This window comes from Erwinia sp. LJJL01, from assembly GCF_047300805.2.
GTDB lineage: Bacteria > Pseudomonadota > Gammaproteobacteria > Enterobacterales > Enterobacteriaceae > Erwinia > Erwinia aphidicola.
In genome coordinates this window covers 3,960,805-3,973,251 of sequence record NZ_CP178576.1, presented here as the reverse complement: position 1 = coordinate 3,973,251, position 12,447 = coordinate 3,960,805, and the positions used below count along the sequence as shown (strand labels likewise).

The following is a 12,447-nucleotide window of genomic DNA, read 5'->3' as shown; positions in this document are numbered from 1 at the left end:
ATTAATGGCAAGTCATTTTTAAACAGGGATAGAGATGTCGCACACATTTAAAACGATAGCTGGCACAGAATGCACATTGATGCATCACGACGTTCATGACTGAACAGAATTCACTCCGCAGAGCCTTTAAGCACCTGACCAACACAGGGTTTATAACAGACGGCCGAAGGTGTCAAGTCCGTCCTGCTGCGGGCTGTAGCGGCTAATGTCAACGCCAATGATGGCATAAATATGGCAAAGCTTTGTCAAAAGAGTTCATTAAACTCAGGCCCATTTATCAATCCTGCTCAGGTGTTACAACTGTACAACAACCACGGATTAGTACAGTTTATAAATTAAATTGCACCAAAAACAGGAAACTATCTGGCACGCTGCCCCATTTAAATGCATTGATCTGCACCAGTTTATTAACGTTATTACGCTCAATCTATTTGCGTATTTAGACTGGGTTCTCTTAATAGGTGGCCTGATATAATGAAATGGCTTTAGGATTATTCCTGGGTGGTATTATCTGTTCGCACCCGACGCGGAGTAACCTCGCCTGGGCGGCTATCAGGCGCGGTCACGCATGAACCATTTTGGTGCACGGCGATCGGGCTGCAGGGGTTGAGGATAAACTGGCCCATTTCGCGGGCACTATCAGGAAAAAATTTACCCGTCGCCCTGCAACTTCACGACAAAAAATTAGCGCTCCGGGATCAGCCGGGTAAAATCTTTGCTATCAGCGTTATCTTTCGCTGCAGCACCCTGCTCTTTGCCGGCAACCGCATCGGTAAGGCGGCGCAGCATCGCGTTCTGACGCTTCTGCTCTTCCAGCAGTGCTTCCAGCAGTTGGACCTGCTGACTGGCCTTCACGCTGGCGCGGTTAACGAAAAACCATACCACCAGCCCGATTATCACCAGCAACGCCACGATGCCAACAGAGACCATATCCATCGCACCATTGTTTATTTCATTCATACTTGCCTCAATACAGAAAAAGAGCTGCCTCTATGCGGCAGTACCGCGCAGATGATTTTACCTGTAAGCCCGGCAAATGATAGCCAGATCCCGAAAAAGTCGGCATCTAACTCTCAGAAAGGTGCAAAGGTTTCAGCATCCTCTTATCGATTTGTGTGGTACTAAGCGACAAGCTGTTATGCTGCTGCGGGCAGTGAGGACACCGCCTGAAAACAATAAGGGGATTACCATGAAATTTTTGCTACGTATTGTCGCGCTGCTGGTCATTATCTGGCTGGCTATGCTGCTGACTGGCTATGGCATTCTGACGGGCAGCACTAAAAACGTTGCGGGAATGGGCTTACAGTGTCAGTACCTGACCGCACGCGGCATGGTGATTGCACAGTATCTGCACACCGACAGCGGCATTATTGGAGTGACGGATTGCCCGCTGCTGAAGAAAAGCAGCGAAGTCGTGGATAATTGATTGACCGGCGGGCCGGTCAACGCCGGCCCGCTGATGTCAGAAGGGATAGTGGTGGTAACCCATCTGTTGTGAGATATTTTTTGCCGCCAGATGCAGCATCGCCACCACCTCTTTTTTATTCTCTTCCGCGAAACGGATGGTCGGGAAAGAGATGCTCAGTCCGGCAATCACCATGCCAAAGCGGTCAAACACCGGCACCGCAATACAGCGTAACCCCTCTTCCTGCTCTTCATTATCTTCGCCAAATCCCTGGCTACGCACCTGCTCCAGCACGGGCAACAGCGCGTCCTTAGTGGTAATGGTGCGTGCCGTGCTGCGGGTAAACTCAACATTAGCCAGAATTGCATCCACTTCGCCACGCTCGCGCCACGCTAAAAGCACTTTACCAATTGCGGTACTGTGCAGCGGGTTACGGCGACCAATGCGCGAATACATGCGCAGGTTGTACAGGGAGTCGATTTTATGGATATAGACAATGCTGTCTTCTTCCAGGGCGCCAAGGTGAATAGTCTCTTTCGTCTGGCGCGAGATCTCACGCATCTGAATATCGGCACTGCGGATCAGATCGACGTTTTGCAGGGCTTTAGCCCCCAGCTCGAACAGTTTTAGCGTCAGCGCATATTTCTCTGACTCCCCTTCCTGTGAGACGTAGCCGAGCGTTTTCATGGTTTGGAGAAAACGGTATACGGTGCTTTTCGACATCATCACGCGCTGCGACAGCTCGGTGATGCCGTTTTCACGCTCTTCGCCCAGCGCCTGTAAAATGCCAAATACTTTCATCACTGAAGAGACGGAATCGGGCTGTTTATCTGGATCGGCACTCGCCATGACTTACCTTTTGTGTTTTATAAAAAATGGAACGCTATTTCCAGTATACGTAGCCCCTCCGCCGGGCGCAATGAAAGCCACAACGGCGTGGACACATCTGCTGATAGTTTTCAGCAATTTACATACTGGCATAATTCGTAAAAACCATTAGCATGAGACTCTTCTCCCACGTAACTATTTCAACGCTATGCACTCAACTTCAGCCAACGACGGATTGCCGCTACCCCAGCGCTACGGGGCCATACTGGCTATTGCACTCGGCATCACGGTGGCCGTGCTGGATGGCGCGATTGCCAATGTGGCGCTGCCGACGATTGCCCGCGAGCTGAATGCCAGCCCGGCAGAGTCAATCTGGATTGTTAACGCCTACCAGCTGGCCATTATTATTTCGCTGCTGACCCTCTCTTTTCTTGGCGATATGCTCGGCTACCGCCGTATCTATCAGTGGGGGCTGGTGCTGTTCAGCTGTACGTCTCTGTTCTGTGCGCTGTCGGACTCGCTCGGCATGTTGACCTTTGCCCGCGTGCTGCAGGGCTTCGGCGGTGCCGCGCTGATGAGCGTTAACACCGCTCTGATACGCATTATCTACCCGCAACGCCATCTTGGTCGCGGCATGGGAATTAACTCGCTGATTGTGGCGGTATCCAGCGCTGCCGGGCCGACCGTTGCCGCCGCCATTCTCTCGGTGGCGTCCTGGCAATGGCTGTTCCTGATTAACGTCCCTGTCGGCATCGCCGCGCTGGTGCTGGCCCTGCGCTATTTACCGGATAATCCGCAGAAAGCCAGCGGGCAGCGATTTGATCTGCTGAGCAGCGTGATGAATGCGTTAACCTTTGGCCTGCTTATCTCGCTGCTGAGTGGTTTTGCCCAGGGCCAGAACGGAAAACTGCTGCTGGCTGAACTGGTGGCGCTGCTGCTGGTCGGAACCCTGTTCATCCGGCGCCAGCTGCGGCTGGAGTTCCCGCTGCTGCCGGTTGACCTGTTCCGTATTCCTATTTTCGCCATGTCGATTGGCACCTCCGTGTGCTCGTTCTGCGCGCAAATGTTGGCCATGGTCTCTCTGCCCTTCTTCCTGCAAAGCGTGCTGGGACGCAGCGAGGCGGCAACCGGCCTGCTGCTGACGCCGTGGCCGCTGGCGACGATGGTGATGGCACCCATTGCCGGGCGGCTGATTGAGCGCTTCCACGCCGGCCTGCTCGGCGCGATTGGCCTGGCAATGTTTGCCGCCGGGCTGTTTGCGCTCGCCCTGCTACCCGCCAGCCCATCAGACGCCGATATTATCTGGCGCATGATGCTGTGCGGTGCCGGATTTGGTCTGTTCCAGTCCCCGAATAATCACACGATTATCTCTTCGGCCCCGCGTCACCGCAGCGGAGGAGCCAGTGGCATGCTCGGTACCGCCCGCCTGCTCGGTCAGACCAGCGGCGCGGCCCTTGTCGCCCTGATGTTCAACCTGTTTGCTAACCAGGGCACCCATCTCTCACTGTTGCTGGCGGGCAGCTTCGCCGCTATCGCCGCGCTGGTCAGCGCCCTGCGCATTACACAGCCGGGCAATCAACGGGCATAAAAAAACCGGGCTCATGCCCGGTTTGCTGATGATTTTGCCCTGAACGGGCGCGGCATGCCGCGCCCCTACTTCAGGTATTCGCCGCTGCGCAGCGCTTCAATGCGTTTATCCAGCGGTGGGTGCGACATAAACAGCTCGCTCAACGACTTGGATTTACCATTGATACAGAAGGCCATCATGCTGCTGGCTTCCTGCGGCTCGTAGCTGGTTTTCAGACGTTGCAGTGCGGCAATCATCTTCTCACGCCCGGCCAGGCGAGCAGCACCCGCATCCGCATGGAATTCACGGTGGCGTGAGAACCACATGGTAATAATGCTGGCGACAATACCAAATACAAGCTCCAGCACCATTGATACTGCAAAGTACACCATCGGGTTGCCGTTGCTGCTGCCTTCCTCGTCGCGGTTACCGGACATAAAGCCCGCTGCCAGCTGTGCCAGAATGCGCGAGATGAAGATCACGAAGGTATTCACAATCCCCTGAATCAGGGTCATGGTCACCATGTCACCGTTGGCGATATGGCTGATTTCGTGAGCCAGCACCGCTTCCGCTTCATCACGGCTCATGTTCTGCAACAGACCGGTTGATACCGCCACCAGCGAGGCGTCACGACGCGCACCGGTAGCAAAGGCGTTAATGTCGGGCGCATGGTAAACAGCCACCTGCGGCATGGCAATGCCGGCCTGCTGAGCCTGACGGCCCACGGTTTCCATCAGCCAGCGTTCGGTTTCGTTACGCGGCTGTTCAATCACTTCACCACCAACGGAGCGCAGTGCCATCCACTTCGACATCAGCAGTGAAACAAACGCACCGCCGAAGCCAAACAGACCCGCCATGATCATCAGGCCCATTACACTGCTTGACTGGATCCCTGTCAGGCTGAGGATCAGCCCGAAAACCACCATAACCCCGAGGTTGGTCAACAGGAAAAGAGCAATACGCATCATAAAATTAGACTTCCTCAGTTATTCCGCTTTTCGCGTACCACCATCGTAAGGTCAATACGCCGCTTTTCAAGCACTCTTAATCTTTAAGTGTTTAAAAAGACATAACTTTACACTTTGTGTTACTTTTCGCGCACAGCGCCAGGCAGGACGGACAGAATAAAAAAAGGCACAGCGATTGCTGTGCCTGTTGGGCTTATTTTGCCGCTGCCGGTGTCACTGGCGGCTGCTGTTTTTCCAGCTGCGCCAGGTCGTTGGCAATGTTCACCGTCTCATCCAGATACGGGTCCGGCTCTTTGTAATCTTTAGGCAGATCTTCCAGCTTGGTCAGCGGTTTCTTACCGTTTGCTTTCAGGCGAGCATTAATGCGTTCCAGCCGCAATGCATCATCTTCTTTGTTCTCTTTCTCGCGCTCGGCAAGATTCAGAGAGATAATATTGCGCTTGTCCTTGTTGGCATTAAAGCGGGCGATATCCTTAATGATGTACTGGAACTCAGCATCTTTAGCGATGCGATCCTGATGATCTTTAATCAGCTGTGCTTCCAGCGGCTTGAGGTCTTCGGTTTTGGTATAGGTAGCAGCAGGAACGCTATCCCACGGCAACGCATTGTCCTCAAACTTCTCACCAGTTTCTATCGCTTCTACGCCGGTAGGCATCAGCAGGTCAGGCGTCACACCCTTGCGCTGCGTGCTGCCGCCGTTGATGCGGTAAAACTTCTGAATGGTGTACTGCACGGAACCCAGCGCCGGCCATTCAGGGCGCAGCATCTGATCGTAAATGCGGTTAAGCGAGCGATACTGCTGTACCGTACCTTTACCGAAGGTCGGTTCACCAACAATCAGCGCGCGGCCATAATCCTGCATGGCAGCGGCAAAGATTTCAGAAGCCGAAGCACTGAAGCGGTCAACCAGCACCACCAGCGGACCCTTGTAGTAAGTAATGCCGTCGTTGTCGCTGTCCTGGCGGATTTTGCCGTTGTTATCGCGAACCTGAACCACCGGGCCACTTGGGATAAACAGACCAGAGAGAGAAACCGCCTCGGTCAGTGCCCCACCGCCGTTGGTGCGCAGATCGATAACAATGCTATCGACGTTCTGCTTCTGCAATTTCTGCAGCTGCACCTTCACATCGTCAGTCAGGCCAACGTAGAAACCTGGGATATCCAGCACGCCGACTTTCTGTTTGCCGACGTTATGGACCGACATTTTAACCGCGCGATCTTCCAGGCGGATCTTTTCACGCGTCAGGGTTACCGTACGGGTTTTGGTACCTTTGCCGGCAGGCAGGATTTCCAGGCGCACTTTACTGCCCTTAGGTCCTTTGATCTGCGCAACGACATCATCCAGACGCCAGCCGATCACATCGACCATCGGTTTGCCCGGCTGACCAACGCCAACAATACGGTCGCCCACGGTAATGGTTTTGCTTTTCGCCGCCGGACCACCGGCAACCATTGAATTGATCACCGTGTAATCATCATCCATCTGCAGCACCGCACCAATACCTTCCAGCGACAGGCTCATTTCGGTATTGAACTGTTCGGTGTTACGCGGGGAGAGATAATTGGTGTGCGGGTCGATTTCATGCGCGAACGCGGTCATCGCCAGCTGGAACACATCTTCGCTGTTGCTCTGCGCCAGGCGACGTTCAGCGAACTGATAGCGCTTGGTGAGGACTTCGCGGATCTCTTTCTCATCTTTACCGGCCAGTTTCAGGCTCAGCTCATCATATTTCACCTTGGCGTCCCACAGGGCATTCAGCTCTGCGGTACTTTTGGGCCAGGGGGACTTGCTGCGGTCGATATCAATGGTGTCGTTGCCGGTAAAGTTCATCGGCTTATTCAGCACGGAAAGCGCGTACTGATAACGTTCAAAACGGCGTTTCTGCGTCAGATTATACAGATCGTAAAACGCCGAAAGCTGGCCGCTTTTTAACTCATCGCCCAGCGTGGTTTTCTTGTCCGCATATTGCGCAATGTCAGACTCCAGCAGCACATTGTGGCTGTAGTCGAGCAGGTTCAGATAACGCTCGAAAATTTTGACCGAAAAGTCTTTATTGAGGTCAAACTGGCGGTAATGGGAACGGGTAAAGCGGGAAGTGACGCGCTCGCTGACGGTGGCGTGCTGTGCTTCCTGGTGCAGCTGCGGGATCTGGTCTGCACGGGTGATGTTATCGGCCGCGAAGGCATTGCCTGCAATCAGCAGGCCCGCAATGATGGTGCGTTTAAAAAGAGTGTTCATGCCCTGATTAGCCTCCGTATCAGAACTGCAAGTGTTCTGCGCGTACTATCATTGCCAGACCGTTAGCCAGCTGTACCCGGACGCCATCTTTAGAGATTTCAAGAATGGTGGCATCCATCGCACTTTTGCCTGCGGTAACTTTAATGCTCTGGCCCACTTGCAACGCTGAGGTGTCGGTAACCGGTTTGCTACTCGACGTCTGAGTCTCTTCTCTTGCTGAGGAAGAGTTGCGTTCAGCCTGCGGACGCTCTGGCTTGCTGCGCACTTTACGTGGCTGCTCACCTTCGGCCGCAGGTTTACGAACAGGTTTACGCGGACGACGCGGTGCGGTGTCTTCACCGGCTTCACGCTTTTTCGCCTGCTGCTGTTCGCGCTGTGCCTGCACGCGCGCTTTGGCTTCTTCAAGCTGTTTGCGCGCATGTTCAACGTGCTGTTCATCCAGCAGGCCACACGCATTGCCATCAAGGTCAACGCGAGTCGCACCGACTTTGATGCCGTACAGATAGCGCCAGCTGGAAGTATATAAACGCAGTGCTGAACGAAGCTGAGTTTTACTCAGGTTCATTTCACCCTGCACGCGGTCGACTAAATCCTGAAAGATTCCGATCTTCAGTGGTCGTGCTTCGCCTTCGGCGCTAAAGCATTGTGGGAAACGCTCGGCCAGAAAGGCGATGACTTCTTTGGTGCTATTCAACTTAGGTTGATTTTCCATGAAATTTCCTGATTACAACGGGTTTGCCAATCAGCGCAGGCATGAACAGGCGACATTATAATGACCCCATCAGCAATTGCTACGTGATCCAGCGCTTTAGGTGCGTTTCATGTGAATAAATTTTTCCACATCCGATCCGGCAAGCACCTCGCAAAGCCCGTCAGTCAACGCTTTCAGCCCCGCCTCATCCTCACTGTCAAAGCGGTTATATTCAACGCTGTCGATATCTAACACGCCAATAATCTGACCATTTACCACTAACGGCAGCACAATTTCCGCGTTGCTGGCAGCATCACAGGCAATGTGGCCCGGGAATTCATGCACATCATCAACACGCTGAACGCTGTTTTCTGCCACCGCTGTACCGCAAACGCCGCGCCCGACAGGAATTCGCACGCAGGCGATTTTGCCCTGGAACGGGCCGAGTACCAGCGTGTTCTCTTCGGTCAGCAGATAAAAACCCGCCCAGTTAACCCCATCAAGACGTTCGTATAAAAGCGCGCTACAATTGCCCATCACCGCCAGGAAGCTGGTTTCGCCGCTGAGAAGTGCGCGCATGTCGCGATTGAGGTCGGTATAAAATTCTGCTTTTGTCATTGTTTAACCATTGTAGAAACTGAGACCAGGCCGGTAGCCACTGAGTCCGATAAAATTAAGCATTAAAAGTACAGCGGGACAAGGTGATTCATTCCGTTAGTTAATATAACCTTGGATTTATCCGAATACTGAAGCACGGCTATACTGAGTCCTGCTCTCATGGCGTTAATCAGCCTAACCTGCCCTGCACCTGCGCTGTTGGGCCAAAGCACGATCGGGAATATGAAAATACACGCCATAAGTCATGCTCTGCCACAGGCACGTTATCAGCGATGTCCCCAATGCGATACCCTTTTTTCCTTACCAGATGTTAAATCAAGCCAGTCTGCGCACTGCCCGCGCTGCAATGCGCGCATCCTGAATGGCCGGGACTGGTCGATGACGCGACTGACCGCCATGGCGGTGACGATGCTGCTGCTGATGCCTTTCGCTTTCAATGAGCCGCTGATGTCAATCCGGCTGCTCGGCACCAACATTTACGCCAGCCTGCTGGGCGGCATCATGCAGATGACCAGGGAAGGTGACGTCATTGCCGCTTCAATGGTGGCATTTTGCACGATTGGCGCCCCGCTGACGCTGGTCGTCTCTATTGGCTACCTCTATTTCGGTGACAAGCTGGGCATGAACCTGCGGCCGGTGCTGCTGATGCTTGACCGCCTGAAAGAGTGGGTGATGCTTGATATCTACCTGGTCGGCGTTGCCGTTGCCTCAATAAAGGTGCAGGACTATGCCGCCATTACGCCGGGCCTTGGGCTGGTGGCATTTATCTCTCTGACGCTTCTCAGCCTGCTGACGCTGATTCACCTTAACGTTGAACAGCTGTGGCACCGTTTCTATCCGCAGCCTCATCCAAATGTGCCGATTGCCCAGCTGCAGGTTTGCCTGAGCTGCCACCATACCGGCGTGGCCGATGAGCGTGGCCGCTGCCCGCGCTGCCACACGCGGCTCTATTTCCGCCGTCATTTCAGCCTGCAGAAGTCCTGGGCGGCGCTGATCGCCTCAATTATTTTTCTGATCCCGGCTAATCTGCTGCCGATTTCAGTCATCTATCTCAACGGCTCTCGCCAGGATGACACCATTCTTTCTGGTATTCTCTCGCTCGCCTCTGGCAATATCCCGGTGGCTATCGTGGTGTTCGTCGCCAGTATTCTGGTGCCGTTTACCAAAGTTATCGTCCTGGTGACCCTGCTGCTCAGTATTCACTTCAAATGTGAGCAAGGGCTGAAAACCCGCATCCGCCTGCTGCGCGTGGTGCAGTGGGTGGGGCGCTGGTCGATGCTCGACCTGTTCGTCATTTCACTAACGATGTCGCTGGTTAATCGCGACCAGCTTTTAGCTTTTACTATGGGACCGGCTGCCTTCTATTTCGGTTCAGCGGTCATACTCACTATTCTTGCCGTTGAGTGGCTGGATAGCCGTTTACTTTGGGATGCTCATGCAACAGGAAACGCCGACTACACCGACTAATGCACGCGTCAAAAATCGGCGAAAAATATCGCCATTCTGGCTGCTGCCCTTTATTGCCCTGCTGATTGCCGGCTGGCTTATCTGGTCAAATTACCAGGAGCGCGGCACCACGGTGACCATTGATTTCGCCACCGCGGACGGCATTGTGCCGGGCCGCACGCCGGTACGCTATCAGGGCGTCGAAGTCGGGCTGGTGCAGGGCATCAGCATGACCGACGACCTGCGTACCATTAAGATCAAGGCCAGCATTAAAAGCGATATGAAAGGCGCACTGCGTGAGGATACGCAGTTCTGGCTGGTAACGCCGAAAGCCTCGCTGGCCGGCGTTTCGGGTCTGGATGCGCTGGTAGGCGGCAACTACATCGGCATGATGCCGGGCAAGAAGGGGGAACCGCGTGAAAACTTTACCGCGCTCGATACCCAGCCCAAATACCGCTTAAATACCGGCGAAATGATGATCCACCTTCACGCCCCTGACCTCGGCGCGCTGAATAGCGGTTCACTGGTTTACTTCCGCAAAATCCCGGTTGGCCGCGTGTATGACTACAGCATCAACTCCGGTAATCAAGGGGTCACGATTGACGTGCTGATTGAGCGTCGCTTTACCAATCTGGTGAAAAAAGAGAGTCGATTCTGGAATGTCTCCGGCGTTAAGGCCGATGTGGGTCTGAGTGGGGCTAAAGTGCAGCTGGAGAGCCTTGCCGCGCTGGTCAATGGCGCAGTGGCTTTCGATTCACCGCAGGCATCGCAGCCGGCGAAGAGCGAGGACAACTATAACCTCTACCCTGACCTGGCGCAGAGCCAGCGCGGCGTGAAAATTTTGCTCGACCTGCCGGACGGTAAAAACCTGAAGGAAGGCAGCACCCCGCTGATGTATCAGGGTCTTGAAGTGGGTTCACTGACCAAAATGACGCTGCAGGACAACGGCAAAGTCAGCGGTGAGCTGACGCTGGATCCTTCCGTCACCGGCCTGATGCGCAGCGGAACGCGCATTGAGATGCGCAGCCCGAAAATCAGCCTGACTGACAGCAGCCTGAGCAGCCTGCTGACCGGCAATACCCTTGAACTGATCCCCGGCGACGGCGCGCCGCAGGACCATTTCGTGGTGCTGCCAAGCAATGAGTCGCTGCTGCAGCAGCCGAATGCGCTGGAGATCACCCTCACCGCCCCGGAAAGCTACGGCATTGACGCCGGGCAGCCCCTGATGCTGCACGGCATGCGCATCGGCCAGGTGATTAAGCGCACGCTGAATGAAAAAGGCGTCACCTTTAACGTGGCGGTGGCCGCGGACTATCGCGACCTCGTCCACGGCGACAGCAAGTTCATCATTAACAGCCGTCTCGACGTCAAGCTCGGTATTGATGGCATGGAAGTGCTGGGTGCCAGCGCCCGTGAGTGGGTGGACGGCGGTATTCGCCTTGATCCCGGCAGCAAAGGCGAAGTGAAAAAAACTTACCCACTGTATGCTAATGCGGAAAAAGCCGCTGAAGGGGTGGTCGGCGATCGCTTGCCAACTACCCTCACCCTGACGGCCACCAGCCTGCCGGATATCCAGGCCGGTTCCGTGGTGCTTTACCGTAAATTCCAGGTCGGTGAAATCGTCAGCGTTACGCCGCGTGCCGATGCCTTCGACGTTAATGTGCATATCAAGCCGGAATATCGCCGGCTGCTGACCCAAAGTAGCGTGTTCTGGGCTGAAGGCGGGGCGCGCGTGCAGCTTAACGGCAGCGGTCTGACGGTGCAGGCTTCGCCGCTTAACCGCGCGCTGAAAGGGGCGATCAGCTTCGAAAATCTTACCGGCGCCGGAGTGGGCCTGACCCGCCAGGACAAACGCACGCTGTATGATTCCGAAACCGCCGCGCGTGCGGTGGGTAGCCAGATCACCCTGCGCACTTACGACGCCAGCAAACTTTCGCCGGGTTTGCCGATCCGCTACCTTGGCATCACTATTGGTCAGCTGGAATCGCTGGCGCTCGGCGAAGGTAATAATCAGGTGATCGCCAAAGCGGTGCTCTACCCTGAATACGTCAAAGATTTTGCCCGTCTCGGCTCGCGCTTCTCGGTCGTTTCACCGCAGATCTCGGCGGCGGGGGTCAACCATCTGGAGACGCTGCTGCAGCCGTACATTAACGTTGACCCAGGTAAAGGGCGCCCTCAGCGCAGCTTCGAACTGCAGGAATCAACCATTACCGACGCACGCTACCTTGATGGCCTGAATGTGGTGATGGATGCGCCGGAGGGAGGTTCTCTGACGGTCGGAACCCCGGTGCTGTTCCGCGGTATCGAAGTGGGTACCGTGACCGGAACGTCTCTCGGCTCGATGGCCGACCGCGTGCAGATCACTCTGCGCATCAGCAAGAAATATCAACATCTGGTACGGAACAACTCGGTGTTCTGGCTGGCTTCCGGCTACAACCTCAAGTTTGGCCTGATTGGCGGCGTGGTGAAAACCGGCACCTTCCAGCAGTTTATCCAGGGTGGCATTGCCTTTGCCACGCCGCCAACGGTGCCGCTGGCGCCGCAGGCGAATTCGGGTAAACACTTCCTGTTGGAAGATGAAGAGCCGAAGGACTGGCGCAAGTGGGGAACCGCCCTGCCGCAGTAACCTCCTATTGGGCAGCCTTCGCTGCCCAATTTTTTTACCTGCCCCCCTGTGCTAAACTG

At 54.9% G+C, this 12,447-nt stretch carries 10 protein-coding genes; 4 read left to right on the top strand and 6 right to left on the bottom strand.

All coding sequences use genetic code 11. The features are described from left to right. Nucleotides 1-684 precede the first annotated feature (684 nt). Nucleotides 685-960: a YebO family protein gene (locus ACLI4M_RS19620; RefSeq protein ID WP_133623776.1), complete on the bottom strand. Its 276-nt coding sequence runs from the start codon at nucleotides 958-960 to the stop codon at nucleotides 685-687. Between the two features lie 229 nt (nucleotides 961-1,189). On the opposite strand from ACLI4M_RS19620, the gene ACLI4M_RS19615 reads away from it, so the two are divergent. Further along, nucleotides 1,190-1,426, top strand: coding sequence for a YobH family protein (locus ACLI4M_RS19615; protein ID WP_048915865.1), 237 nt, complete (start codon nucleotides 1,190-1,192; stop codon nucleotides 1,424-1,426). Nucleotides 1,427-1,462: 36 nt separating this feature from the next. Here ACLI4M_RS19615 and kdgR read toward each other — a convergent pair whose 3' ends face one another. Next, nucleotides 1,463-2,254: a DNA-binding transcriptional regulator KdgR gene (gene kdgR, locus ACLI4M_RS19610; protein ID WP_133623777.1), complete on the bottom strand. Its 792-nt coding sequence runs from the start codon at nucleotides 2,252-2,254 to the stop codon at nucleotides 1,463-1,465. A 187-nt stretch (nucleotides 2,255-2,441) separates the two neighbouring features. On the opposite strand from kdgR, the gene ACLI4M_RS19605 reads away from it, so the two are divergent. Further along, nucleotides 2,442-3,821, top strand: a complete 1,380-nt coding sequence (locus ACLI4M_RS19605) for an MFS transporter (protein ID WP_133623778.1) — start codon at nucleotides 2,442-2,444, stop codon at nucleotides 3,819-3,821. A 65-nt stretch (nucleotides 3,822-3,886) separates the two neighbouring features. On the opposite strand, the gene htpX is transcribed toward ACLI4M_RS19605, so the two are convergent. The 4 genes from htpX to ACLI4M_RS19585 form a co-directional block, all read right to left on the bottom strand. After that, nucleotides 3,887-4,768: a protease HtpX gene (gene htpX, locus ACLI4M_RS19600; protein WP_048915862.1), complete on the bottom strand. Its 882-nt coding sequence runs from the start codon at nucleotides 4,766-4,768 to the stop codon at nucleotides 3,887-3,889. 193 nt (nucleotides 4,769-4,961) lie between these two features. After that, entirely contained in the window at nucleotides 4,962-7,007 is a 2,046-nt protein-coding gene (gene prc / locus ACLI4M_RS19595; RefSeq protein WP_413449744.1) for a carboxy terminal-processing peptidase, read from the bottom strand. 19 nt (nucleotides 7,008-7,026) lie between these two features. Then, nucleotides 7,027-7,719, bottom strand: coding sequence for an RNA chaperone ProQ (gene proQ, locus ACLI4M_RS19590; protein WP_048915860.1), 693 nt, complete (start codon nucleotides 7,717-7,719; stop codon nucleotides 7,027-7,029). A 96-nt stretch (nucleotides 7,720-7,815) separates the two neighbouring features. Next, nucleotides 7,816-8,316 (bottom strand): GAF domain-containing protein, encoded by a 501-nt coding sequence (locus ACLI4M_RS19585; RefSeq protein WP_048915859.1) that lies wholly within the window; start codon nucleotides 8,314-8,316, stop codon nucleotides 7,816-7,818. Nucleotides 8,317-8,538: 222 nt separating this feature from the next. Here ACLI4M_RS19585 and yebS point away from each other — a divergent pair, with 222 nt between their 5' ends. Both yebS and ACLI4M_RS19575 read left to right on the top strand, forming a co-directional pair. Continuing rightward, a complete protein-coding gene (gene yebS / locus ACLI4M_RS19580; RefSeq protein WP_048915893.1) occupies nucleotides 8,539-9,783 on the top strand; it encodes a membrane integrity lipid transport subunit YebS in 1,245 nt (414 codons plus the stop codon). Then, nucleotides 9,752-12,388, top strand: coding sequence for a PqiB family protein (locus tag ACLI4M_RS19575; protein WP_133623780.1), 2,637 nt, complete (start codon nucleotides 9,752-9,754; stop codon nucleotides 12,386-12,388). The genes yebS and ACLI4M_RS19575 overlap by 32 nt, the downstream gene beginning before the upstream one ends. Nucleotides 12,389-12,447 lie beyond the last annotated feature (59 nt).

What these genes read in the sequence shown, in the direction of transcription:
- kdgR (WP_133623777.1), bottom strand. Translation starts at nt 2,254, where the DNA reads ATGGCGAGTGCCGATCCAGATAAACAGCCCGATTCCGTCTCTTCAGTG.
- prc (WP_413449744.1), bottom strand. Translation starts at nt 7,007, where the DNA reads ATGAACACTCTTTTTAAACGCACCATCATTGCGGGCCTGCTGATTGCA.
- yebS (WP_048915893.1), top strand. Translation starts at nt 8,539, where the DNA reads ATGAAAATACACGCCATAAGTCATGCTCTGCCACAGGCACGTTATCAG.
- proQ (WP_048915860.1), bottom strand. Translation starts at nt 7,719, where the DNA reads ATGGAAAATCAACCTAAGTTGAATAGCACCAAAGAAGTCATCGCCTTT.
- ACLI4M_RS19615 (WP_048915865.1), top strand. Translation starts at nt 1,190, where the DNA reads ATGAAATTTTTGCTACGTATTGTCGCGCTGCTGGTCATTATCTGGCTG.
- ACLI4M_RS19605 (WP_133623778.1), top strand. Translation starts at nt 2,442, where the DNA reads ATGCACTCAACTTCAGCCAACGACGGATTGCCGCTACCCCAGCGCTAC.
- ACLI4M_RS19585 (WP_048915859.1), bottom strand. Translation starts at nt 8,316, where the DNA reads ATGACAAAAGCAGAATTTTATACCGACCTCAATCGCGACATGCGCGCA.
- ACLI4M_RS19620 (WP_133623776.1), bottom strand. Translation starts at nt 960, where the DNA reads ATGAATGAAATAAACAATGGTGCGATGGATATGGTCTCTGTTGGCATC.
- htpX (WP_048915862.1), bottom strand. Translation starts at nt 4,768, where the DNA reads ATGATGCGTATTGCTCTTTTCCTGTTGACCAACCTCGGGGTTATGGTG.
- ACLI4M_RS19575 (WP_133623780.1), top strand. Translation starts at nt 9,752, where the DNA reads ATGCAACAGGAAACGCCGACTACACCGACTAATGCACGCGTCAAAAAT.